At 59.8% G+C, this 24,939-nt stretch carries 21 protein-coding genes, 1 tRNA gene and 1 pseudogene; 16 read left to right on the forward strand and 7 right to left on the reverse strand.

Translation table 11 applies throughout. From position 1 onward, the window contains the following. Nucleotides 1-26: 26 nt before the first annotated feature. The 6 genes from A3H92_05350 to A3H92_05375 all read right to left on the reverse strand — a co-directional run bounded on the left by A3H92_05350 (nt 27) and on the right by A3H92_05375 (nt 4,976). Complete coding sequence (locus A3H92_05350; protein OHC73784.1) at nt 27-1,523, reverse strand: peptidase M32; 1,497 nt, start codon at nt 1,521-1,523, stop codon at nt 27-29. Continuing rightward, nucleotides 1,520-2,422: a protoheme IX farnesyltransferase gene (locus tag A3H92_05355; protein ID OHC73819.1), complete on the reverse strand. Its 903-nt coding sequence runs from the start codon at nt 2,420-2,422 to the stop codon at nt 1,520-1,522. Before A3H92_05355 ends, A3H92_05350 begins: the two co-directional genes overlap by 4 nt. Nucleotides 2,423-2,520: 98 nt before the next feature. Beyond that, nucleotides 2,521-3,915, reverse strand: a complete 1,395-nt coding sequence (locus tag A3H92_05360; protein ID OHC73785.1) for a hypothetical protein — start codon at nt 3,913-3,915, stop codon at nt 2,521-2,523. Continuing rightward, a complete protein-coding gene (locus A3H92_05365; protein OHC73786.1) occupies nt 3,915-4,355 on the reverse strand; it encodes a hypothetical protein in 441 nt (146 codons plus the stop codon). Before A3H92_05365 ends, A3H92_05360 begins: the two co-directional genes overlap by 1 nt. 56 nt (nt 4,356-4,411) lie before the next feature. Further along, nucleotides 4,412-4,487: transfer RNA gene (locus A3H92_05370), tRNA-Ala, on the reverse strand. Nucleotides 4,488-4,580: 93 nt separating this feature from the next. Next, a complete protein-coding gene (locus A3H92_05375; protein OHC73787.1) occupies nt 4,581-4,976 on the reverse strand; it encodes a TIGR02300 family protein in 396 nt (131 codons plus the stop codon). 187 nt (nt 4,977-5,163) lie between these two features. On the opposite strand from A3H92_05375, the gene A3H92_05380 reads away from it, so the two are divergent. The 11 genes and pseudogenes from A3H92_05380 to A3H92_05430 all read left to right on the forward strand — a co-directional run bounded on the left by A3H92_05380 (nt 5,164) and on the right by A3H92_05430 (nt 17,044). After that, nucleotides 5,164-6,486, forward strand: coding sequence for a 3-phosphoshikimate 1-carboxyvinyltransferase (locus tag A3H92_05380; GenBank protein OHC73788.1), 1,323 nt, complete (start codon nt 5,164-5,166; stop codon nt 6,484-6,486). Nucleotides 6,487-6,493: 7 nt separating this feature from the next. Continuing rightward, on the forward strand, nt 6,494-7,135 hold the full coding sequence (locus A3H92_05385) for a cytidylate kinase (protein OHC73789.1): 642 nt from the start codon (nt 6,494-6,496) through the stop codon (nt 7,133-7,135). A gap of 115 nt (nt 7,136-7,250) precedes the next feature. Next, nucleotides 7,251-8,969, forward strand: a pseudogene (locus tag A3H92_05390) (30S ribosomal protein S1). A 313-nt stretch (nt 8,970-9,282) separates the two neighbouring features. Beyond that, nucleotides 9,283-10,212 carry a hypothetical protein gene (locus tag A3H92_05395; protein ID OHC73790.1) on the forward strand — a complete coding sequence of 310 codons (930 nt, stop codon included), beginning with the start codon at nt 9,283-9,285 and terminating at the stop codon, nt 10,210-10,212. A gap of 29 nt (nt 10,213-10,241) precedes the next feature. Then, the gene (locus A3H92_05400; GenBank protein OHC73791.1) at nt 10,242-10,526 is read left to right on the forward strand and encodes an integration host factor subunit beta; all 285 of its coding nucleotides are present in this window, start codon (nt 10,242-10,244) and stop codon (nt 10,524-10,526) included. Between the two features lie 26 nt (nt 10,527-10,552). Beyond that, nucleotides 10,553-10,909, forward strand: coding sequence for a hypothetical protein (locus A3H92_05405; GenBank protein OHC73792.1), 357 nt, complete (start codon nt 10,553-10,555; stop codon nt 10,907-10,909). A 7-nt stretch (nt 10,910-10,916) separates the two neighbouring features. Next, nucleotides 10,917-11,630: an orotidine 5'-phosphate decarboxylase gene (locus A3H92_05410; GenBank protein ID OHC73793.1), complete on the forward strand. Its 714-nt coding sequence runs from the start codon at nt 10,917-10,919 to the stop codon at nt 11,628-11,630. Continuing rightward, nucleotides 11,630-12,271 (forward strand): N-(5'-phosphoribosyl)anthranilate isomerase, encoded by a 642-nt coding sequence (locus A3H92_05415; protein OHC73794.1) that lies wholly within the window; start codon nt 11,630-11,632, stop codon nt 12,269-12,271. The genes A3H92_05410 and A3H92_05415 overlap by 1 nt, the downstream gene beginning before the upstream one ends. A 102-nt stretch (nt 12,272-12,373) precedes the next feature. Further along, entirely contained in the window at nt 12,374-12,919 is a 546-nt protein-coding gene (locus A3H92_05420; protein OHC73795.1) for a hypothetical protein, read from the forward strand. A gap of 275 nt (nt 12,920-13,194) precedes the next feature. Then, the gene (locus A3H92_05425) at nt 13,195-16,125 is read left to right on the forward strand and encodes a hypothetical protein (protein OHC73796.1); all 2,931 of its coding nucleotides are present in this window, start codon (nt 13,195-13,197) and stop codon (nt 16,123-16,125) included. A gap of 85 nt (nt 16,126-16,210) precedes the next feature. Then, nucleotides 16,211-17,044 (forward strand): hypothetical protein, encoded by an 834-nt coding sequence (locus tag A3H92_05430; protein ID OHC73797.1) that lies wholly within the window; start codon nt 16,211-16,213, stop codon nt 17,042-17,044. Between the two features lie 52 nt (nt 17,045-17,096). Here the strand turns inward: A3H92_05430 and A3H92_05435 are convergent, their stop codons facing one another. Beyond that, entirely contained in the window at nt 17,097-17,306 is a 210-nt protein-coding gene (locus tag A3H92_05435; protein ID OHC73798.1) for a hypothetical protein, read from the reverse strand. Nucleotides 17,307-17,378: 72 nt separating this feature from the next. Here A3H92_05435 and A3H92_05440 point away from each other — a divergent pair, with 72 nt between their 5' ends. The 5 genes from A3H92_05440 to A3H92_05460 all read left to right on the forward strand — a co-directional run bounded on the left by A3H92_05440 (nt 17,379) and on the right by A3H92_05460 (nt 24,917). Continuing rightward, nucleotides 17,379-17,585, forward strand: coding sequence for a hypothetical protein (locus tag A3H92_05440; GenBank protein OHC73799.1), 207 nt, complete (start codon nt 17,379-17,381; stop codon nt 17,583-17,585). A 247-nt stretch (nt 17,586-17,832) separates the two neighbouring features. After that, nucleotides 17,833-20,043 carry a 1,4-alpha-glucan branching enzyme gene (locus A3H92_05445; protein OHC73800.1) on the forward strand — a complete coding sequence of 737 codons (2,211 nt, stop codon included), beginning with the start codon at nt 17,833-17,835 and terminating at the stop codon, nt 20,041-20,043. Further along, nucleotides 20,040-22,247, forward strand: coding sequence for a glycogen debranching enzyme GlgX (locus tag A3H92_05450; GenBank protein OHC73801.1), 2,208 nt, complete (start codon nt 20,040-20,042; stop codon nt 22,245-22,247). Before A3H92_05445 ends, A3H92_05450 begins: the two co-directional genes overlap by 4 nt. Continuing rightward, nucleotides 22,244-24,388: a 4-alpha-glucanotransferase gene (locus A3H92_05455; protein ID OHC73802.1), complete on the forward strand. Its 2,145-nt coding sequence runs from the start codon at nt 22,244-22,246 to the stop codon at nt 24,386-24,388. The genes A3H92_05450 and A3H92_05455 overlap by 4 nt, the downstream gene beginning before the upstream one ends. 157 nt (nt 24,389-24,545) lie before the next feature. After that, on the forward strand, nt 24,546-24,917 hold the full coding sequence (locus tag A3H92_05460) for a hypothetical protein (GenBank protein ID OHC73803.1): 372 nt from the start codon (nt 24,546-24,548) through the stop codon (nt 24,915-24,917). The last annotated feature ends 22 nt before the right edge of the window (nt 24,918-24,939 follow it).

Raw genomic sequence — 24,939 nt, forward strand, 5'->3', positions numbered from 1 at the left:
ATTTTTTTCATGTAAGTTGTTTTGTCTCACGCCAAGTATCGCTGCCGCAAGTGCCTCTTGAAGGCGTCCGGGTTGAGCGGTCGGCCTGTCGCCTCGGTCATCAGGTCATGGGACGTAAGCAGCGAGCCTTTGCCGTGGACGTTTTCGCGCAGCCACGCCAGCAGGGGGACAAAGTCGCCCCGGCGAATGCCTTCGACGATTCCCTCGTTTGAATTCCTGGCCGCTTCAAAGAGTTGCGCCGCCGCCATCGCCCCCAGGGTGTAAGTGGGGAAATAGCCCCAGTCGCCGCCGAACCAGTGGATATCCTGAAGACAGCCTTCCCGGTCGTTGGGCGGGGTCAAACCCAACATACGCTTCATGCCGTCGTTCCATGCCGCCGGCAGATCGGCGACCCGGAGATCGCCGGCGATCATCGCCTTTTCGAGTCGATAGCGAAGAATGACGTGGGACGGATAGGTGACTTCGTCGGCAACGACGCGGATGAACCCCGGCTCGACTTTGGTATAGAGATTGAACAGGTTATCCGCTTCCCAGGCCGGGCCTTCGCCGTCGAATGCCTCGGCGAACAACGGCGCGGCGAAGGACAGGAAGTCGCGGCTGCGGCAAACCTGCATCTCGATCAACAGCGACTGGCTCTCATGAATGGACATGCCCGACGCCCGTCCCGCCGGCTGACCGCGCCATTCTTTCGGCAGGCCCATCTCGTAAAGGGCATGGCCGGTCTCGTGCAGAACGCCCATGATTGAAGAGGTAAAATCATTCTTGTCGTAACGGGTGGTGATGCGCACGTCATCGGGGGAGCCGCCGCAAAAGGGATGCAGGCTGACATCCAGGCGACCATGGGTGAAGTCGAACCCCAGCGCCGTCATCAGGCGCATGCTCAAGCGCCGCTGCCGGTTCACCGGGAACGGCCCCCGAGGAACAATCGCGGCGGGCCTCTGCGCCTGCCGCAGAAGAACTTCTTTCAGAAAATCGGGCAGGAAGGCCTCCAGATCGGAAAACTCGGCGTCGATATCATCCGATCCGGCCGACGGATCGTATTTGTCGAGCAGCGCGTCATAAGGACTGAGACCGAGTCTTTCGGCCTTGGCGGCGGCGGCCTCGCGCACCAGATCCAGCAGGGCTTCCAGGCCGGGCCTGACGGCGGCGAAATTGCTTTCGGGCCGGGCCGTGCGCCATGCCGTCTCGCATTTCGAGGACGCCTTTGACAGCGCCGTCACCATATCCTCGGTCAGAGCAGACTCATGAAGCCACATGTGCTTCATTCTACGCAGGTTGGCAGTCTGCCGAATGTCGAGTCCGCCGTCGCTCTCTGCGGCCTCCAGCAGTTCCTCAATCTCCGGGGAGACCAGGAGGCCGTGACCGATGGCCTTCATCACCGCAAGTTGTTCGCTTCTGGCTTCCGCCGAGCCGCTCGGCATCATCGCCGCCCAGTCCCATTGCAGCATCGCCTCTGCGTCGCCGAGCGTCATCAGGCGTTGGAAACGGGCGACAAGCTGTCGGTAGTGGGAATTAGAGTTCATATTGATTGGAAAAACGCCTTGTCGGCCATCATGAAAACAAAGATCAGAAACAGGTAAAGGATGGAATACAGGAACATCGGCTTGGCGGTCGCTTCCTGGATTTCGGACTCATCGCCCCAGACGCGCAGCGCGTGACGCAGCAGCCATCCGTCGAGCGCCAGCGCCGCCGCGCCATAAAAAATTCCCGCCATGCCTAGATACACGGGCATCAGCGTCACCGGAACCAGCAACACGCTATAAGCCAGGATTTGCTTTTTGGTGGCCCGCACCCCGGACACTACCGGCAGCATCGGCACTCCGGCCTTGGCGTAGTCGCTGCACCGGTACAGCGCCAGCGCCCAAAAATGGGGCGGCGTCCAAATGAATATAATGGCGAACAAGGCTATTGAGCCGATGTCTACGCTTCCGGTCACCGCCGCCCAGCCGATCATCGGCGGAAAGGCTCCGGAAGCGCCGCCGATAACGATGTTCTGGGGGGTGCGCCGTTTCAGCCACATGGTGTAGATGAAGACGTAATAGACGATGGTCAACGCCAGCAGCGCCGCCGCCGCCTTGTTTACCAGCATCGTCATCGCCGCCACCGACAGCACCGACAAAACCGTCCCCACCCACAGCGCATGACTCGGCGCCATGCGCCCGGCGGGAACAGGGCGGTTCTTGGTGCGCGACATTTCCAGATCAATGTCGCGGTCATACCACATGTTAACGGCCCCGGAACCACCGGCGCCGATGGCGATGTAGAGGATCGCATTGAGCGCGGTCCATAAATCCAGTTTGCCCGGCGCCATGTACAGGCCGGCGACTCCGCTGAACACCACCAGCGACATTACTCTGGGCTTGAGCAGGACGGCGTAGTCCCTGACGCGGGCGAAGGCGGCCACATCCTCGGGAGACTTCAATAAGACGACGTCCCCGGCGGTTACCGGTTGTTCTTCGTCTTGCCGCATTTCATCCCCCCATTTGCCTCGTCGATTTTACACATATCATGCCGAAACTTTTATGGCGCGGGTTTTCGTAGAAGGGCGGCTGCCACCGTCCAGATAAACATGACGCCGCCGATCACCGCGACCAACGCTCCGACGCCGTTCATATACATGCCGACGACGGCCCAGAAGGCTTCAAGTCCCTGCGCGGCGCCGGCGGTCTTGCGCGGCGCGCCGTAGCCTCCGGCCAGGAACAAGCCGATACAGGCGAAAAACTGTCCGCCGCCGAACAGATAGAATTGGGCCGACAGCGCCTTGCCCCGCTTCACCGTTCGCCCCAGCAGGGGCAGGAACAAGGCGTAAAACAGCCCCATGAAGGCCAGATTAATGCCGGCGATGACGCCGTGGTAGTGGGCCGGAGTGCGGGTGTCGGCGCCGTCAACGAACAGGCCGAGCATGCCGCCGGCGCCGAATACCAGGGGCGACAGAACCAGCGCCAGAAAGGCCGGCTCTTTCCATGGGAACGCCCGGCCTTTCCTGCGTATGCCGAGCGTCCCGAAAAGCCCGGCGACGGCGGCCAGCAGCGTCGGCGGTGCCAGCGCGTACTGAAGATTGGTGAAGGCTATCGTCTGCTCCGCCGAGAAGGCCTCAAAGATAAAATAGAGCATTATCGCCGCCGGCGCCGCCGGCGCCAGCAACATCAACGACGCCCGGTACGCTCCGTCGCCGATAACATTGCCGATGCTCAGGCGTCCGAGCATGTACCACGCTGTCAGCAACAACGACACATTGACGAACTGCAACAGATGGCCGCCGCCCCAGAACAGGTCCTCGTTAAAGGCGTGAGAGGCTTCGGTCCCCCACAGACTCCCCAGAGCAAAAGCTCCGCAGGCCAATGCCGCAAGATAAATCACGGCGGCGCAAACGATGCCGAAACAAACCGGCTCCAGGGGACCGGCCCGTCCGGCAAGGTTGACCAGCAGCCGCAGCGCCGCCAGCCCGATGCTTATCGCCAGCGCCGCAACGCCGGCGTAGTAGAGGGGATTAATGATCACAGGCACATAGTTATTGAGCGAAGCCTCGCCGCGATCAAGGAAAGCGGGAACGAACAACAGGACGCATGACAGCGCGGTTCCGGCGACCGCCGCCTTACCGAGATTATCCGATCGCGGGGCGCCGCCGGATATCTTGAGAGCGGCCAGATGAAGCAGTCCGCCGAAGACCGACAGGAACCACACCACGAATGAAAACACCACATGGATCACCAGCCCCTTGTGGAAGAAGTCCAGCGGCCACGGAAACACGCCTTCAACGCCGGGAATCCTCGACAGCGCCAGCAGCAGCGCGAAGATGCCTGCTGTCGCCAGGGAGGCTGTCGCCAGCGCCGCCCACCCTCTGAGTTGGCTCCCGGCGGCATCGCCGGCGGCGACATCGGCGAACCCGGAATAAAAATCAGAGTTATTTGTCATCACATCGCTATGCCCGGAGCGGGAAACAGGTGAACCGACATTACATAAACGATAACGCCGGAAGCCGAAACATAAAGCCACAACGGCAAGGTCCAGCGGGCCATTTTGCGGTGCTTGTCAAACCGGCCTTTGAGCGCCCTGAAGGCCGTCCACGGGGCCAGAACCGGAATGGCGACGGCGATGGATACATGGGCGACGAGGATGGAGAAATAAACGGTGCGGATTGCTCCTTCGCCGCCGAACTTCGCCAACCCGGCATTGGCGTGGTAGTAGATATAGACGGCCATGAAAACCACGGCGACGCTGATTGCGGCCAGCATGCATTTTTTGTGGGAAAGCCTGTCGCCTCGGCGAATGAACACATAGCCGGTCGCCAACAGGATCGCCGTGGTCATGTTCAAACCGGCCAGGATATGGGGGAAAACAGTGAGATCGCTCATTTGCAACGAGAGCATATAGAAGGCGCTCTACCGTTCCAACTTGTCTTTTTTTGTGATGGTGGAGCCGAGGGGAATCGAACCCCTGACCTCTTGAATGCCATTCAAGCGCTCTCCCAACTGAGCTACGGCCCCATTTCCGAATGTTCCGACCGCCGATGCTTTCGGCGCCGGCGGAAGGAATACTGACGAACTGACCCTAAAGGCAAGCGGAAAACAGTGTGATGGTTATCGGCTTTCGTCCACAGTGCCTTCGTCAACGTGTTCTTTGACTTCGGACATATCGTCGTCGTGATTGCCGATATCGGAAGCGTCCTCGATCACGCCGTCGTCCTCCTCACCGCCTTCCACGGCTTCCAGCTCGGGTGAATCTTCATCTTCCGGGTCAACGCTTATGTCCAAGACATCATCGACGTCGTCAAATATCTTTTTGATGGGAATCGCCGCCAATTCCGGTGGAATGACGGTTTCTGCGGGGCGGGCGATTCGCCGTGGCTTTGGTGTTTTTTCTTCTTTTGCCGGCGTGCCGCATTTCGGACACTCGGCAGGATTACGTTTCAAATCATAGAAGCGCGTGGCGCAGTGCGCGCAAACCCGTTTTTTTCCCCACTCCGGTTTTACCACCCGAAAAACTCCGACTGTTGTTGTTTCTGTTTTAGCGATTACGTTGCCAATAGCAACGCTGAAGGGTTCTGTCAAAAGCAAATAAACGGGGAGGCGAAAAAACCTTCATTATATTGATCAAGTCAACCCTACCGCCGCGCCGGATATTCGTGGTAGAGACTCCCGGTCAAAACAAAAGGGACAAGAAATGACGCCGTTGGTTTCTCACCGCTGTCGAGCGTTGACCGGGAACATAATTGTTCCCGGCGACAAGTCAATATCGCACCGCGCCCTGATGATCGGCTCAATGGCGATCGGAGAAACCATCGTTAAGGGGCTGCTTGAAAGCGAAGACGTGTTGCGCACCGCCCGGGCCGTGAGTTCCCTCGGCGCCGCCGTCAATCGCGAGGCGGACGGCTCGTGGCGCATACTCGGGCGCGGCGTCGGCGGACTGACGGCGCCGGCGTCGGCGCTGGATATGGGCAACTCCGGCACCTCGGCCAGACTGTTGATGGGAATTCTGGCGGCCCACCCTTTTGCCGCCTCTCTTCACGGCGACGCCTCGTTGAGCAAGCGCCCCATGGAGAGGGTGATGGCGCCGCTCAGGCTTATGGGCGCCGCCTTCGAGGCCGGCCCCGGCGGACGGTTGCCGCTGACCGTCAAGGGCTGTGACAGCCCGCTTCCCATCGAGTACGAACTGCCGGTGGCGTCCGCCCAGGTGAAGTCGGCGATATTGCTGGCCGGACTTAACACTCCGGGGCAAACGACGGTGATTGAACGGCGTCCCACCCGCGACCATACGGAGTTAATGCTTCATCACTTCGGCGCCGAGGTTACGGTTCAAGACCTGCCCGGCGGCGCACGCGCCGTTACGGTTAAAGGCGAATCAGAACTGACAGGCCGTGAAGTGACGGTTCCCGGCGATATTTCGTCGGCGGCTTTTCCTTTGGCGGCGGCGATATTGGTCGAGGGTTCTAAAATCATCATTCGCAACGTCGGCTTCAACCCCCGGCGCAAGGCGCTGGTTGATACCCTGCTTGAAATGGGGGCGGATATCGTAGTCGCCAACTTTAGAAAACAAGCCGGCGAAGACGTGGCGGATATTGAGGCAAGATACAGCAGGCAGTTGAACGGCGTCGTGGTCCCGGCGCATCGCGCTCCCTGGATGATCGACGAATATCCGATTTTGGCGGCGATAGCGGCCTGCGCTGAAGGCGAAACGCGCATGCTCGGCATCGGCGAGCTTCGGGTAAAGGAAAGCGACCGGATCGAAGCCATGGCGCAAGGCCTCGGCGCTTGCGGCGTAGAAGTGAAAACCGGCGAAGATTGGCTGGCGGTTCAAGGCTCAGGAAAGCCCCCGCAAGGCGGGGCCATGATTGCGGCCAACCTGGACCATCGCATCGCCATGGCTTTTCTGGTGCTGGGCATGGTAAGTGAAAGGCCTGTCGCCGTTGATGACGCTTCGGCGATAGAAACCAGCTTTCCGGGATTCGCCGATATAATGAACGGCCTCGGCGCGGACATCAGGTAGGATAATCATGATCATCGCTATCGACGGGCCGGCGGCGGCCGGCAAAGGGACACTGGCCAAGCGTTTGGCCGAGCATTTCGGACTGGCTCAACTTGAGACCGGCCTGTTGTACCGCGCCTGCGGCCTCAAGGTGGTGCGCGCCGGCGGCGACCCCCGCTGCGTAAAAACAGCGGAGGAAGCCGCCAGGGCGTTGGCGCCCGCCGATCTGAACAGCCCCGATTTAAGAAGCGACGTCGCCGCCGTCGCCGCTTCCGCCGTCGCCACCATCCCCGAAGTCAGGGCGGCTCTTTTGGACTTTCAGCGTTCCTTTGCCGAACGTCCGCCGGGCGGCGCAAAAGGCGCGGTGCTTGACGGACGCGACATCGGCACTACCGTTTGTCCAAGCGCCGAAGTCAAACTGTTCGTCACCGCTTCCGTTGAGGTGCGCGCAGAACGTCGTCTTAAAGAGTTGCTAGGACGCGGACTAGAAGCTATATATGCCCGCGTTCTGCACGATATGAAGGAGAGGGATGCTCAGGATTCGGGGCGTGCGGCCTCTCCGCTGGAGCCGGCCGAGGATGCTTTCGTGCTTGATACCAGCAAACTTGACGCCGACGCGGCGTATGCTGCGGCTCTTGAGTACGTCGAATCGCTGAACCTGTCCGGGTAACGGCCACGCGCCGTCCGGGGCGGATTGAAACCTAAGCCAAGACCGCCGGAATCAACCGGTCGGCCTGTATATTTTGATAGAAATAAGGAAACCTGAAGAGATGGCTCCTGCAAACATGACACATGCTACCGATGCCGCCGATACCAACGTTCCCCCGACCGGCGAGAATTTTGCCGAACTCCTCGAAGAATCAATGGGCGCCAAGGGCTTTGAGGGCCGCGTTGTCACCGGCCGCGTGATCAAGATCGACGGCGACGCGGTGTTGATTGATGTCGGCTTGAAGTCCGAAGGGCGCATATCCCTGAAGGAATTCGCCACCCCCGGAAAAGAAACCGTGATCGAACCCGGCGATACAATCGATGTTTTTGTCGAGCGTTATGAAGACAAGGACGGCATGGTCCGCCTCAGCCGCGAGAAGGCGCGCCGCGAGGAAGCGTGGACGGAGATGGAAAAAGCTTTCACCGGAGCCGTGCGCGTCAACGGCGTCATTTTCGGCCGGGTCAAGGGCGGTTTTATCGTCGATCTCGCCGGCGCCGTCGCCTTCCTGCCCGGCAGTCAGGTGGATATCCGGCCGGTGCGCGACATCGGACCTTTGATGGGGACGCCCCAGCCGTTCCAGATTCTCAAGATGGATCGCGCCCGCAACAACATCGTTGTTTCCAGGCGCGCCGTGCTGGAAGAAACCCGCGCCGAGGAACGCTCCGAATTGATCGCCAACCTCAAGGAAGGCCAAGTCCTGGAAGGCGTGGTCAAGAACATCACCGACTACGGCGCCTTTATCGATCTCGGCGGCGTTGACGGCTTGCTGCATGTAACCGACATGGCGTGGCGTCGCATCAATCACCCCTCTGAAGCGTTGCAGATCGGCGAGACCGTCAAGGTGCAGGTGATCCGCTTCAATGCCGAGACTCAGCGCATTTCACTGGGCATGAAACAGCTCGAAGTCGACCCCTGGGAGGGAATCAAGACCAAGTACCCGGCGTCTTCCAAGTTTACCGGGCGAGTCACCAACATCACCGATTACGGCGCCTTCGTCGAGTTGGAGCCGGGCGTTGAGGGGCTGGTGCATGTCTCGGAAATGAGCTGGACCAAGAAAAACATTCACCCCGGTAAAATCGTTTCGACCAGTCAGGAAGTCGAGGTCATGGTGCTCGACACCGATCCGGAGAAGCGACGCATCAGCCTCGGCCTGAAACAGTGCTCCTCTAATCCCTGGGAGGCGTACGCCCAATCCTGCGTCGTCGGCTCCGAAGTCGAAGGCGAGGTCAAGAACATCACCGAATTCGGCCTGTTCATCGGGCTTACCGGCGATATCGACGGCATGGCTCATCTTTCCGACCTGTCATGGTCCAAGCCCGGCGAGGAAGCCCTGGCCGATTACAAGAAGGGCGACATGGTCAAGGCCAAGGTGCTTGATATTGACGTCGCCAAAGAACGGATCAGCCTCGGCATCAAACAGCTTGCCGATGATCCCTTTGCGAATGACGGCGTCAATCTCAAGAAGGGCGCCGTCGTCACCTGCACCGTCACCGCCGTCACTGACGGCGGCATCGAGGTGCTGGTCAATGACTCGGTTGCCGGATTTATACGCAAGGGCGATCTGGCGCGTGAGCGCAGCGAGCAAAGGCCGGAACGTTTCGCCGCCGGCGAAAAGATCGACGCCAAGATAACTCAGGTGGATCACAATACCCGCCGCCTGACCCTGTCCATTAAGGCCCGTGAGACCGAAGAGGAAAAGAAGGCGATGGCCGACTACGGGTCGTCGGATTCCGGCGCCAGCCTGGGCGATATCCTGGGCGCCGCCCTTAAGGAAAAGAAAGCCGCCGATAAGGACGATGCTAAACCGGCCAAGAAGCCGGCGGCGAAAAAAACCGCCGCCAAGAAGGCATCGACGAAAAAAGCCGCCGCCGAAGCCGGTGAGGAGGCCTGACAGGGTAATCTAATGAAGGGGCTTGATCCTATTTTGCCGTCATGGCCGTGCTTGTCACGGCCATCCACGTCTTGTTTTCAGGATAGAGTAGACGTGGATACGCGGGTCAAGCCCGCGCATGACAGATAGGAAAGTCCGTTGTGAACGGACCCTCCCTTACTAAGGAGATATTCAGTCGGTTGCCCTGGGGGGCCTGATCTTTATATACTGAGGAAATATGCTGTTGGATGCCGATAACATTGTCGACAGGCGCCGTCTCAAGCGCAAGTTGACTTTCTGGCGGTTATCCGCCGTGGTCGCGGCGGTCATTGCGGCGGTCGTCGCGGCGGGACGCATCGGCGATATCGGCGATATCGGCGGCAAAATAGGCGGCGACGATCATGTCGCCCGCCTTGATGTCAGCGGCATTATTCTCGAAGACTATGACCGGGACAGGGCGCTTGATAAACTTGCCGATGACGGCAATGCCAAGGCCCTGGTTGTCTACATCAACAGTCCCGGCGGCACCGTTGTCGGCGGCGAGGACCTCTTTCACAATATCCGGAAAATCGCCGGCAGGAAGCCTGTGGTCGCCCTGATGGGAAGCACCGCCACCTCCGCCGGTTACATGACGGCGCTGGCCGCCGATCACATCATTGCGCGGGAAGGGACCGTCACCGGCTCTATCGGCGTCCTCATGCAGTCGGCGGACATGACCGGACTTTTGGACAAGCTCGGCATCAAGCCTGAAAACGTCAAGAGCCACCCGTTAAAGGCTCAACCCAATCCTCTGGAGCCTTTCAGCGAAGAGGCCCGCGAAGCCGCCAGAAACGTGGTCATGGACCTTTTCAATATGTTCGTTGATATGGTTGTTGACCGCCGCAAAATGAACCATGACCAAGTGATGAAGATGGCCGACGGGCGTGTTTTCACCGGTCGTCAGGCAAAGGAAAACGGCCTTATCGACGCCATCGGCGGTGAGTTTGAAGCGCGACGCTGGCTGAATGAAACTCATAAAATCTCCGATTCCCTGCCGCTCAGGAATGTAGACATCGTGCGCAAAGGGCAGGTCTGGCGCGATCTTCTCGGCGCGAATATAGGAAAAATACTTTTTTCTGAACGACTTGGCCTTGACGGCCCGATATCTATTTGGCACCCTGACAGTTGATCTAATATTTCAACGGACGGAATGCGGACATGACCAAGTCGGAATTGATTGTGCGTCTCGCCGAGGCCAATCCTCACCTCTATCGGCGGGATGTAGAGCGCATAGTCACCACTGTTTTCGAGGAGATTATCACCGCTCTTGCCGACGGCAATCGTGTTGAACTTCGCGGCTTTGGAGCGTTCCTGGTCAAGGAGCGCGGGTCCCGCACGGGACGCAATCCCAGGACCGGCGCTATGGTGAGCGTCATCGCCAAGAACATTCCTTACTTCAAAACCGGGAAGAAGCTCCGCGAGAGGCTGAACGCCGGCTCCTGAACCTGCCGTCAACACCGGAAGGAACAATGACAAGACTGCTTTCCTGGATCGTCACGGCGCCGCTGGCGATTATCGTCATCGCCTTTTCCGTATCCAATCGCTCGACCGTGACGTTGGAGTTGTGGCCGCTTCCGTTCGTCGTGGAGATGCCCCTGTTCGTCGCCGTGCTGGGCGGCGCCGTCGCCGGCTTTCTGGCGAGCGGCTTCATTGCCTGGATTTCCGGCGCCGCCGTGCGCTCGCGGGCGCGCTCCCTGTCTTATCGGGCCGAGGCGGCGGAACGCGAGGCGGCGGAGCTTCGCGACAAGTTGGCGAGGCTTGAGGCCGAGACCCACGTTTTTCATCATCAAGCTCTTTCCGCTCCCATCAAGGCCGAAGCGGCTTAGCGGTCCCATGACCGTCACCAGTTCCGGCGGACGTGTTTTTGTCGCCCTCGACACCGTGGACGTTGGGCGCGCCGCAGCGCTTGCCGGTCGTCTTAAGGGCGTCGTCGGCGGCGTCAAGCTGGGCAAGGAGTTCTTCACCGCCAACGGTCCCCAGGGAGTGGAACGGGTTTCCGCCGCCGGCCTCCCGGTGTTTCTCGATCTCAAGTTTCACGACATCCCCAATACGGTAGCCGGCGCGGTGCGGGCGGCGCTGGCGCTGAAACCTTTTATGCTCAATGTGCATGCCTCCGGCGGCGCGGCGATGATGAGGGCTGCGGTCGATGCCGCCGCCGAGGCCGGAGACGACCGCCCCCTGATGCTGGCCGTGACCGTGCTGACATCGCTGGATGCCGACGACCTCAAGGCGACGGGCGTTGCCGGCGCCGTATCCGAACAGGCGGCGCGGTTGGCGTCGCTGGCCGAAGACTGCGGCATGGACGGGGTAGTGTGCTCGGCTTTCGAGGCCGGAATGCTCAGGCAACGCCTTGGCCCCGATTTCAAACTGGTGGTCCCCGGCGTCCGCCCGGTTTGGGCGTCCGCTGACGATCAGAAGCGGATAATGACGCCGGCTGAGGCGGTAAACGCCGGCGCCGATTATCTGGTGGTGGGGAGGCCGATAACCGGGGCGGTCGATCCTGTAAAGGCGGCTGAAAAAATCGCCGCCGAATTGGCTTCTGCCTAATGGCTATCGACGTTAAAATTTGCGGGCTGAGTACGCCGGAAACCGTGGCCGCCGCCGTCGAGGGCGGGGCCAAGTACGTCGGCTTCGTTTTCTATCCGCCGTCGCTTCGTGCTGTGACATTGGAACAGGCCAAGGAACTGGCCGCCGCCGTGCCCAAGCATGTCAAAAGGGTCGGTCTAGTGGTAAACCCGGACGATAAGACGTTGCGGTCTATCGTCAAAGGCGGGTTTATCGACTTGTTGCAACTTCACGGACGCGAGATTCCCGAAAGAGTGGCTGAGGTCAAGAAGAAATTCGGCCTGCCGGTGATCAAGGCCATCGCCATTTCCTGCCCTGATGATGTGGAGGCGGCGAAGTCCTATGAGGCCGTCGCCGATATTTTGTTGTTTGACGCCCTGGCGCCGGAACATTCAACCACGCCCGGCGGCAATGCCCTGGCCTTTGACTGGCAACTGATTCATGGCTATGTGTGGAAAAAGCCGTGGATACTGGCCGGCGGGTTGAATGTCGGCAACCTTCAGAAAGCGGTTCTCGCCTGTGACGCCACGGCGGTCGATGTCTCATCCGGCGTTGAGGTCTCCCGTGGCGTAAAAAGCGCGGGCAAAATTCGGGAATTCCTGAAAATGGCCGAGATGCTTTGACCGAATGAAAGGGACAGAAAAATGAAAATCGAGAAAGTTGCTTTCTGCGTTCTCACAACGGCGATGCTGCTCATGGTTACTGTGTTGCATCACGCACCGGCGATGGCGCAGGTCAAAAAAGAATCTCCGAAGGCGGGGGCCGCGCCGTCCGCCCAACAACCGGCGTCCAACAAGAAGTTCGGGGATTGGACATTGATCTGCGAGAACGTCCCCGCCGCCGCCCCCGACCCCAAGGCCAAGGACAAAAAAGCCGCCGTCCCGACCCAGGAATGTTTTTTGAACCAGACCCTTGCTTCCCAGGTGGGGGAGGGGGAGCAGGCCAGGCAGGGGCGTCTGCTCACCGCCAATATCAGCATGGCCGGTCAGGATAAGGAAAGAAAGCCGTTGCTGATCCTGTTTCTGCCTTTCGGCGTCGCCATCCAGCAGGAGGTCGGGGTGGATATCGAGAACGGGCCGCAGCTCAAGGGCAAGATGGATACCTGCCTCCAGGCCGGTTGCCGGGCCGCCTTCTTGCTGGATGACAATACCGTTGCGGCGTTAAAGCAGGCCAAGACTGCCCGGATCGGGTTCGCGCCTGTGGGCGGCAACGCCGTGGGGGTGACGCTTCCGCTGGCGGGGCTGGCCGAGGGAATCGCCGGCCTGAAGTAGAGACAATTATTCCTCTCCTGCCTCCTCCTTGGTTAAGGATGGGAAAGTGGTTAGCGGCAGGCGCGTGGCAAATCGGCAACATACATGGCGCCTTTCAGAAAATGCCGGTTGCAAAATTATGCGGCGTTCGTTATTGGTAATATCGGGGTTTTCTGTGAATCATTATTTTAATGCCGGAAGTTCAAAGACGAAGGGAAGCGTTGGATGAAAAGCGATTCGGTAGTTTCGTTGTCGGATACCGGCAAGGGGGGGGGGCGTTCGGAAAATTTCTCCGCATGCCGATTTCGGCATTGGCCCTTGTCGCCGGCATTGCCATGCTTGCCTCTTCGCCGGTTGTCGCCGCCGAGCAGGATGACGCAGTAGACGACAGTTCGTCCACCGCGTTGACGGTGGGGAACTCCGCCAAGTTTACCGCTCCCGCCGCCGGCACGGATGAAATTTTCACGATCGGCGCCGGCGTGACCGTCGGCGAAGGCGGCATAGTCGTGTCCGCCACCACCGCTAACGGCGTAGGCGCCCTGACGTTCGCCGGCGCATCGACGGCGACCGGCACCATCGGCGCCACCGGCAACCGGCTCGGTATTCTCAACGCCGGCGCGACCGGCACGACGGCGACCTTCACCGGCAACATCTTCGCCGTCACCACCAATGTGACGGGCGGCGCCGCCGGCACCATCGCCCTCCAGGGCGACCTTACCGGCACTACGCTCGACTTCGACGCCGACGGCACGGTGACGCTCGCCACCGGCAAGAACATCACCGCCGCCATCACCGCCACCACCGCCAACAACGGCACGTTGACCCTCGCCGGCACCCACACCATCACCGGCGCCATCGGCGTCATCGCCGGCGGCAACGAGTTGAAGCTGATCACCCTTGCCGGCGGCGGCGTAGTGACCACCACCGCCAATGTGGCCGCCACCTCGATCAACTTCACCGGCGACGGCAACCTGAAGATCGCTACCGGCAATACGGTGGAAGGCGCGATCACCACCGGCACCACCAACACCGGCACCCTCACCATGGACGGCGCCGGCGCCATATCGAGTCAAGTCGGCGCCAATGGCGCGGTGCTGAAGCTGGTTACCGTCGGCAACGGCGCGGTGGCGGTCAACGGCGACGTCTACGCGACCGCCGTGAACTTCGCCGCCGATAATACGTCCACGGTTGCGGCGGACAAGAAGATCGTCGGCGCAGTGACCACCGGAACCACCAATACCGGCACATTGACCTTCGCCACCACGACTGCCGCCACGACGCTGGTCAGCGGCAACGTCGGCGCCTCCGGCGCGTTGTTGAAGGCGGTTAACAGCACGGCCGGCAACGGAATCACCAACACTTTCGGCGGCGACATATACGCCACCACCACGACCTTCACCGGCGGCAATGCGACGTCGGTATTCGCCGTCGGCGGCGATATATCGGGCACCACGCTTGCCTTGGTCACCAACGGCGTTGTCAATATCGCGGCGGGCAAGAATGTGACTGCGGCCGTCACCACGGGCACGGCCAATATCGGCACCCTGAACTTCGCCGGGACCAACACGGTCACGGGGAACATCGGCGTGATCGGCGGGAACGAATTTTTGGCCTTCAACGTCAACGCCGGCACCGTGACCATGGGCGGCAACTTCGCGGCCGCCACCACCACGGTCGCCGCCTCGTCCACCCTGAAGACCACGGCGGCGCGAACCTACGAAGGCATTATCGCCAACAGCGGCACGCTTGATCTGGGCGGCACGTTGACGGCGACTTCCGGCGGCGGCGCTCTCGCCCTCGGCGCCTCCGCGACCTCCGCCATCGTTCTCGGTCAGGTCTCGGTCTATGCCGGCGGCGTGGTGATCAATGCGACGGACACCAACGTAACCGCCGCCAACGCCGTCACGGTTACTCCACATACGTTATTTACCTCAGGCACGTTGACGCTGGTTGATGTCACCACCGGCACCAATGCCGCCAGCACCCAATACACGGTGACCGGCAACGCCCTGACGAGTTACGCGGTGACCGGGGGCGGGGGCGCTACCGACCTTACCATCACCGCCACCAGGAAAGCTTCTTCGGCGATTGCGGCGAGTCTCGGAACGACCGCTTCGGCGGGCAATGCCCTCGGCGCCGGCGTCGATGCTACGGCGAATGATGCGACGGTTACCGCCGCTTATAATACTGCCCTGACGGCCGGCGGCGCGGAGGCCAAGAAGGCCGCCGAACAGTCCGAACCGATAAAGGTCGGGGCCGGGACTGCGGCCATGGCGCAGACCGGCAGTACGGCGTTCAACACCGTCAATATGCGTCTTGCCTCCATTCGCGAAGGCGGCGAATACGCCGGACGCGAGCGCACCGGCTTCGCCACCGGCAATTCCGGCCTGAACAAGGGAGTCTGGATGCGTCCGTTCGCCAACGTCGGCGACCAGGACAAGCGCGACGGCTTCGAGGGCTATAATTCCATCACCGGCGGCCTTGCCGGCGGCTTTGACGCCAAGGTCGGCGATAACTCCCGCATCGGCGTCGGCGTCAGTTATGGACGGTCATGGGTCGATGGCGACGGCGTGGCGAATAACCAGTCCGACATCGACAGTTACCAGGGCATGGTTTACGGCGATTATACCGCTTCGCGCTTTTATTTTGAAGGCATGGCCGGTTACGCCTACAATGAGGTGAATACCGAACGCAGCGTTACCTTCGGCGGGTTAAGGCGCACCGCTCAAGGCGACTATCAGGCCGATCAGTACATGGGCCGCATCGGCGCCGGCATACCCATCACCATCGCGAGCGGGCATGTGTTTACGCCCAACATCGGCTATCAGTACACCCGTCTGAACGGCGAATCCTATACGGAGACCGGGGCGGGCGCGTTGAATCTCAGAGTGAACCCCGACGACACCAACATCGGCCTCGCGATGGCGGGGCTGCGCTATAACGCCACTTTCTCGACCGGCATCGGCAGTTTCAAGCCGGAGTTGCGGGCCGGAATGATGTATGACACCTTCGGGGAATCCGGGCAGTCGTCGTCCACATTCACCGGAGGCGGCGCGGCCTTCGCCACCACCGGGGCGGATAATGCCGACTTTTCGGGAACGGGAGGGGCCGGACTTACCTACACCGCTCCCAGCGGCGTAATTTCCATACGCGCCGACTATGACGCCGAGGCCAAAGAAGATTTCGTCGGTCACAGCGGGCGGCTTGAAGGCCGGTGGAACTTCTAGGCGACGGCTGCTTTGGGAAAACAAGAATGGCCCTGCCGCGAGTCAGGGCCATTTCTTTTATTGTAAAGCCTATGCGGAGCGGGTAATGCGCGTGAAGCAAAATACGGCGGTTGTTGCCGCTGCGGGACTGCTGGTTGCCGGGTGCTTCTCCGTTGATCGACCGGAGGTGGCCGGGGAGATCGCGACGCGGGCGGGAATGACGGCGTTGCAGGTGAACGGCGGCGCCTTTGTGCTTCAGACCTTCATGCGACTTGGGAAACCGGGAGCGCCGATTCACGTTTATGTGGAGGGAGACGGCTTTGCCTGGATCAACCGGTCTCAGCCGTCCCCCGACCCGACGCCCACCGACCCGACGGCGCTTCGTCTGGCGGCGGCGGACCCAAGCCCGAACGTGGTCTATGTGGCCAGACCCTGCCAGTATGTGCGAAGCGGCGGGAGTCGGCGCTGCGAGGAGGATTACTGGACCGAGCGGCGTTTTGCTTCCGAGGTCGTGGAAAGCGTCGATGAAGTGATCGGAAAGCTGAAGGAGAGGGGAGGGGGCGGCCTCATCGACTTGTTCGGCTTCTCGGGCGGCGGGGCCGTTGCGGCATTGACGGCGGCGCGGCGAACGGACGTGGCGAGCCTACGCACCGTGGCCGGTAATCTGGACCATGTGGTAATGAATCAGAGGGCCGAGGTCAGTCCCTTGATCGGTTCGCTCAATGCCGCCGATGTGGCGGACAAGCTCTCCGCCGTTCCCCAGATTCATTTTATCGGAGGGGAGGACAATATCACGCCATCCTATATCGCCGAAAGCTACAAGGCGCATGCGCGCCGAAAGGATTGCATCGCCATTGTTCCGGTTCCCGGCGTTTCGCATATCGATGGATGGACGGAGCGATGGGGGAGCCTTTTGAAGCGTAATTTGCCTAAGTGCTGATCTGCGCCAGATCGGGTGTTGTTGCAGGACAATCGAATGAAACAACCCGGTTCTATTTCACCGTCATGGCCGGGCTTGTCCCGGCCATCCACGTCTTCTTTACCATGGCGACGAACAAAAAGACGTGGATGCGCGGGTCAAGCCCGCGCATGACGAACAAGAATGGCGACTCTTTGGCTATTATGGAGACATTCAGTTGATTGCCCCGGGCGTAGATTTTTTCCGAGTGCGTTTTTGCTGCGATTGATGTACAATGCACCATTGCGGGGGACACGGCATAGATATTTATGCTTTAGTTGAGGGGGATTTAATCATAAATGAAAGGGTTACGACTATGAACGAGCAGCAGGCCAAGTATATACAGGAGCGCGCTTTTTTCCTTTGGGAAGCAGAGGGCGGTCCCGAGGGACGGGATTTGGACTATTGGCTCAGGGCGGAGCAGGAAGTGCTGACCGGGAGCAGTTTCTCCTCGGCGGCTGATATCAGCAAAAAGGCTATCGCCAATTCCGCCAAGAAAACGTCCCGCACCAGGAAGGGGTAATACCGACGGTCATTGATATTGACCGTTGACAGCTCCCGCGCTTTCCCCTCCTTACCAAGGAGGGGGCAGGGGGAGGTTGCTGCAACGACCCCCTCTAACTCCCCCTTGAAGCAAGGGGGAGGATTTTGCTGTTTTTTGCAGGCCCCGGCGTGTAATCGGCGCCGGGGCAATTTTGTGTACTCGTTTCCCCCGGACTGGTAATCTGATTCCAATACCTTATTTCCAGGCATCAGGGGTGTTTTAAGCGATGATCAGCAAGAATCACGACGCCGTCAGCGCCATTGTCGGCGCCGGCCATTCCGACCCTTTCTCTTTCCTCGGCATGCACGTCGAGGATGGGGATGGGCTGGCGGTGCGCGTCTTTCTCCCCGGCGCCGATACGGTTGATGTCATCGACGCGGCCACCGGCAAGGCTTTGTCCAGGATGCGCCGCGCTCATAAGGAAGGTTTTTTCATATCCCGTCTTAGCGGGCGAAACGAGCGCTTTGCCTACCGGTTGCGGGTTGATTACGGCGACGGCGGGCGGGAAATAGATGATCCCTTCCGCTTCCCCCCGGCGTTCGGCGAACTGGACGCCCACCTGATCGCCGAGGGCAGTCATCTCGAAAGCTACCGCAAGCTGGGAGCGCATCGCATAACCCTGGAAGGCGTCGATGGAGTATGCTTCAGCGTTTGGGCGCCCGGCGCCGGACGAGCCAGCGTCGTCGGCGACTTTAATAACTGGGACGGGCGGCGCCATCCCATGCGCCGGCACCCAAGCTGCGGCGTGTGGGAAATCTTTATTCCCGGCATAACCAAAGGCGCTCTTTACAAATTCGAGATCACGGACGGCGGCGGACATTTGCTGCCGTTGAAGAGCGACCCTTACGCTTTCCGTTGCGAGGTCCCGCCCAAAACCGCCTGTGTCGTCGAGGGCCTAGGCTCATATAAGTGGAAGGACGCTTCGTGGATGGCTTCCCGTCACCGGGCCAACGCCCACGGCGCCCCGATGAGCATCTATGAGGTCCATCTCGGTTCATGGCGGCGGGCGCCTGATGAGGGCTGTCGCTTCCTCACTTACCGGGAGATGGCCGATCAACTGGTTTCCTATGTGAAAGACATGGGCTTTACCCATATCGAGATGATGCCGATCAGCGAGTTTCCCTTCGACGGCTCATGGGGCTATCAGCCCATCGGCCTGTTCGCGCCGACCGGCCGCTTCGGATCGCCGGATGAATTCCGCGCCCTGATCGACGCCTGCCACCAGGCCGGCATCGGCGTTATCCTCGACTGGGTGTCGGGCCATTTCCCCGAGGACGCGCACGGTCTCGGCCTGTTTGACGGCACCCACCTTTATGAACATTCGGACCCGCGCCAGGGGCGGCATATGGACTGGGGTACGTTGATATATAATTACGGACGCACCGAAGTCGCTAATTTCCTTCTGTCCAACGCCCTGTTCTGGCTGGAACATTATCACATTGACGGCCTTAGAATGGACGCCGTCGCCTCTATGCTTTACCTGGATTACAGCCGCAATAAAGGAGGGTGGATTCCCAACGTCTACGGCGGCAATGAAAACCTGGAGGCCGTCTCTTTCATCAAGCGCGTGAACGAGCTGGTCTATGCGCGTCACCCCGGCGCCTTTACCGTCGCCGAGGAATCAACGGCGTGGCCGATGGTCTCGCGGCCTACCTATCTCGGCGGTCTGGGTTTCGGCTTCAAATGGAATATGGGCTGGATGCACGACACCCTGGGCTACATCGCCAAAGACCCGATTCATCGCCAGCATCACCAGAACGAAATCACTTTCGGCCTTCTTTACGCTTTCCACGAAAACTTCATTCTGCCGCTGTCCCATGACGAGGTGGTTCACGGCAAGGGATCGATCCTCGGGCGGATGCCGGGCGACAAATGGCAACGCTACGCCAACCTGCGCGCCTACTACGCCTTCATGTACGCTCACCCCGGCAAGAAACTGCTGTTCATGGGGGCCGAGTTCGGCCAGGAGAACGAGTGGAACCACGCCGCAAGCCTGGACTGGCATCTGTTGGAGGACCCGCTCAATAAAGGAGTTCAGGATTTAGTGCGCGACCTCAATCGCCTTTACAGAGGAGCGCCGGCGCTGCATGAACGTGACTTCGATCATCATGGCTTCTCCTGGATCGATTGCCACGACCATGCGCAAAGCGTCTTGTCTTTCCTGCGCCGGGGCGATGATCCCGATGACATCATGGTCGTCGTCAGTAATTTTACGCCGGTAGTGCGCGAAGGCTATCGCATCGGCGTTCCTTACGCCGGGTCCTATGAAGAATGCCTGAATACCGACTCGTCTTATTATGGCGGCTCAAATGTCGGCAATTCGTCCGCCGTCAAGGCGGACGAGGAGCCTATGCACGGATACCCCTATTCCCTGTCTCTGACCCTGCCGCCGTTGGCCACCCTGATGATCCGCCCCGTAGACAGGGGTAGTGAATGACCTTCAAATCAAAACCGCTGATGTGGCCCGGAAAATCATGGCCGCTGGGCGCCACATGGGACGGCAAGGGAGTCAACTTCGCCCTGTTTTCGGAGAATGCCGAAAAGGTGGAGCTGTGCCTGTTTGACCCCCAGGGTAAAAAGGAGCTGGAGCGCATCCCGCTTCCTGAGTACACCGACCAGGTTTGGCACGGCTATTTGCCCAACATCAATCCGGGGAAGTTGTACGGCTACAGGGTGTACGGACCTTACGACCCTCATCGCGGGCACCGCTTCAATCATCACAAGCTGCTGGTCGATCCCTACGCCAAGGGACTTTACGGCAAGCTGACCTGGCACGCGGCCAATTTCGGTTACACCATGGACAGCCCCAAGGGAGACCTGTCATTCGACAGGCGGGACAATGCCCGCTATGTGCCGAAGTGCATGATCATCGACACCGCTTACAATTGGGGAATCGATCAGCCGCTGGATTTGCCATGGCATGAGACCATCATCTATGAAATGCAGGTCGCCTCCATGACCGCCCGCCACCCTGATGTGCTGGACGCCATGCGCGGCACCTTCGCCGGGGTGACTGTCTCCGATGTCATCGAACATATCAAGGACCTGGGGGTTAATGCCGTCGAGTTGCTGCCCATTTTCCCGTGCGCCGATGAACGCAATATGGAAGCCTTGGGCCTTAAAAACCATTGGGGCTATAACCCCTTCGCCTTCTTCACGCCTGACCCCCGTTTCCTGGCCGGCGGCCATCCCAACGAATTTCGCACCATGGTCCGCAACTTCCATGACGCCGGCATCGAAGTCATCCTCGACGTGGTGTTCAACCATTCGGGCGAGGGCGGTCACACCGGGCCGACGCTGAGCATGCGCGGCATCGACAACAAGTCCTATTATTGCCTGATGCCCGGCGATGAGCGCCACTATATCGACCAGACAGGCTGCGGCAACACGCTGAATCTTATCCATCCCCGCGTCCTGCAAATGGTCATGGATTCGTTGACCTACTGGGTCAAGGAGATGCATGTAGACGGCTTTCGCTTTGACCTTGCCTCGACGCTGGGGCGTGACGACAGAGGCTTCAACCCCAATGCCCCCTTCCTCAACGCGGTGCGGCATGCGACGGCGCTGTACGGCGCCAAGCTTATCGCCGAGCCTTGGGATTTGGGTCTGGGCGGCTACAAGCTGGGAAGCTTTCCTCCCGGCTGGTCGGAATGGAACGACAAGTACCGCAATACCGTGCGCGGTTTCTGGAAGGGCGATGGCGGCATCATCGGCGATCTGGCTTTCAGCCTCACCGGCTCCAGCAACAGGTTCGAGCACAAGGGGCGCCGTCCCCGTTCCTCGCTTAACTTCGTCACCGCTCACGACGGTTTTACCCTGGAGGATTTGGTCACCTACGAGAGAAAACATAATCAGGCCAATCTTGAAGACAACCGCGACGGAACCGACGACAACATCAGTTGGAACTGCGGCGTCGAAGGCCCCACCGACGACGAGGCCGTCCGCGCCCTGCGCTTCAGGCAGAAGCGCAATTTCATGGCGACGCTGTTGCTGTCACAAGGCATCCCCATGTTGCTGGCCGGCGACGAACTGGGCCATTCTCAGCAAGGCAACAACAATGCTTATTGCCAGGATAACGAAATAACCTCGATCAATTGGGAGCCTTTGCACGGCGAGGACCGGGAATTTTTTGAATTCGTCAAGGCGCTGATTCACCTTCGCCGGAAGCACCCGGTATTTCGTCGTCCGCTGTTCTTCCACGGCGGGTATATCGGGGATTCCGCAGTTAAGGACATCACCTGGTTGTCCCCGGACGGACGCGAACTTACCCATGATGAATGGCGGCTGTCCTTTGCCCGCTGTTTCGGCTTTCATCTGGGCGGCGACACCGGCGAGCATTTTTCACGCGGCGGCGAGAAGCAGGTGGACGACCGCTTCATCGTTCTGCTTAACGCCGACAAGGAACATATCGGCTTTAAGTTGCCGCCGCCCGAACTCGGTCAGGAATGGAAGGTTCTTATTAATACCGCCAACCCGAAGATCGAAGCCGAAGGACCGATCTTTCACGCCCGGCAGGCATTTCCTCTGCAAAGCCGTTCTCTGGTCTTGTTGATTCAGGTAACAGGCCATTTGGCGGCCGACGGAGCGAACGGCCAGCAAATACTTAACTTTAACAGCCTCGGCGAGAAAGTCGGCGGATGAGGAATCTGGACCGCTTGGCAACGCTTGCCGGCATCGAGGAATCCTATTGGGATATTTTCGGCGTCTTTCATCAAATTAACGATCACGCCAAGATGTCCATCCTGTCGGCGATGGGATTTTCCGTTGGCTCCCCCGAGGCCGTCGATGAAAGTCTCAGGGAATTTAACGAGCGCCCCTGGCGGCGTCTGCTGGAGCCGGTCGTAATAATGCGGAGCGGTTCCGTATTTGCGGCGCCGCTGACCTTGCCTCAGGATTTATGGCAAGGGGAAGTGCGCTGGCGGGTGGCGGCGGAGGACGGAAGCGTTGTCGAGGGCAGGTTCCATCCCGTCGATCAAACGCCTTCGGATATGCGCGATGTGAACGGCGGAACGATGGCGCGGTTCAGCCTTCCTTTGCCGGCGGACCTTGGACAAGGGTATCACCGCCTGTTTATCAGCGCCGGCGATTCAAAAGCCGAAACCGTCCTGATTATCGCTCCGCCCAAGGCTTATGCGCCGTCGTGGCTGGAAGAGGGCCGACGGCTGTGGGGCATCGCCTGTCATCTATATTCGCTGCGCTCGGAAAGTAACTGGGGCATCGGCGACTTTACGGACTTGGCTGAATTGAGCAGGATCACCGCCGTGCTCGGCGGAACGTCGGTAGGCGTCAATCCGCTGCACGCCTTGTTTTCCATGCATCCGGACCATGCCAGTCCTTACTCGCCGTCCAGCCGCCGCTTTCTTAATCCTCTTTATATCGACGCTATCGCCGCGTCGGAATTCCAGGACTGTCCCGAGGTGCGGGCGCTGGTCGCAACGCCCGGATTCGCCGAGCATCTGGGCAAGGTCAGAGCCGCAGATTATGTGGACTATTCCGCCGTCAGCGCCGGCAAGCTGATGATGCTGGAACGCATGTATGAATTATTTGCCGAGCGTAATCCGCCGGTGCGCTCCGCCTTCGACGATTTCGTTAATGAAGGCGGAACGGCGCTCCATCACTTCGTTTTGTTTCAGGCTCTGCATGAACATTTTCATGGGCGGCCATGGAGCGAGTGGCCTCATGCCTACAGCAGTCCCGACGCCGACGGCGCTCAGGCTTTTGCCGTAGCCAATGCCCATCGCCTCGAATTTCACGCCTACCTGCAATGGCTGGCCGATGAGCAGTTGGCGGCGGCGGCGTGCGCCGGGGAAGGCATGGAGGTGGGGCTGTACGCGGACCTTGCCATCGGCACCGATCAAAACGGCGCCGACGCCTGGAGCGACTCCGGCTCCATAGTCCACGGCGCCCGCTTCGGAGCGCCGCCCGACGCTTTCAACGCCCAAGGGCAGGACTGGGGAATGCCGCCGTTCCATCCTCATAACTTACGGGAGGAGGCTTACGAACCGTTCATTCAAATACTGCGCGCCAACATGCGCCACGCCGGGGCGCTGCGCGTCGATCATGTCATGGGGCTGATGCGTCTCTACTGGATTCCGCCGGGCGAGAAGGCCGACAGCGGCGCCTATGTGCGTTACCCCTTTGACGACCTGCTCGCTATTCTGGCTCTGGAAAGCGTGCGTAACAAATGCCTGGTCATAGGCGAGGACCTGGGAACGGTGCCTGACGGCTTTCGTGAGCGCATGGCCAAGGAAGGCGCGTTGTCGTACCGGGTTCTGCGCTTCGAGCGTTATCCTGACGGTTTGTTCAAGCGTTCCGAAGTTTACCCCGCTTTATCGGTTACCACTTCCGCCACTCATGATTTGCCGACCATCAAAGGCTATTGGCTGGGCCGCGACCTGGAACAGAAGCGGCGACTGAATCTTTATAGTTCGCAAGAATCACAGGAAGGCGATTTTGAAGCCCGCGCCAAGGATCGAATCCTGCTGGCGGCGGCGCTTAATGACCACGACCTGCTGCCTTCCGACTTTCCCGGCGAGGATATCTCTGAGCAGGATGCCGCCCGTCAACTTATCGTCGCCATGGAGCGTTTCCTGGCGAGGAGTCCTTCCTTGTTGCTGAAAATAAATCTGGATGATCTGCTGGAGGAGACCGATCAGATCAACCTGCCCGGCACCGTCGCCGAATATCCCAACTGGCGGCGCAAGAACGCGACCGGCCTGGAAACTCTCGCCGATAATCCCTTCGTTAACGAAGTTATCGGGGCGGTGAAGAAGGAACGGTAGGAGAGAAATTTTTTCCCCCTCCTTACCAAGGAGGGGCAGAGGGAGGTTGCTCACTACCCCCTCCTGACCTCCCCCTTGAAGCAAGGGGGAGGAACTTTTCTCTACCTACTGACGATGAGTCACTCTTTAAAGCCGCTGGTATAAGGAGACTGTAAAGATGGCAAAGCCTCAAATCATCTATGGCGACAATGGCCCGGCTTTCGTTGTGCTGCCTATTGCCGAATACTTGGCCCGCTTCCCGGAATCCACTCTTTCCGATGAAGCCCTTTTTGATTTGGCCCAAGCGCAAAACGATGGAGGCGAACGCACCCCGCATGACGTGGTAAAGCGCCTGATTGACGGAGAAAACCCGGTTAAGGTCTATCGGGAATGGCGCGCCATGACCCAGGAAGAACTGGCTTTAAGAACCAAAGTTTCCTCCGGGTACGTCAGCCAGATCGAACGTGGCGCTCGCCATCTCTCCAGGAAGACTCGGGCGATCTTTGCGCAAGCGCTTGGGGTGGACGCTGATGATCTGGAAACGGAGTAACGCCAAGAGGGCGCTTGGCATT

The organism is Rhodospirillales bacterium RIFCSPLOWO2_02_FULL_58_16 (assembly GCA_001830425.1).
Classification (GTDB): domain Bacteria; phylum Pseudomonadota; class Alphaproteobacteria; order Rhodospirillales; family 2-02-FULL-58-16; genus 2-02-FULL-58-16.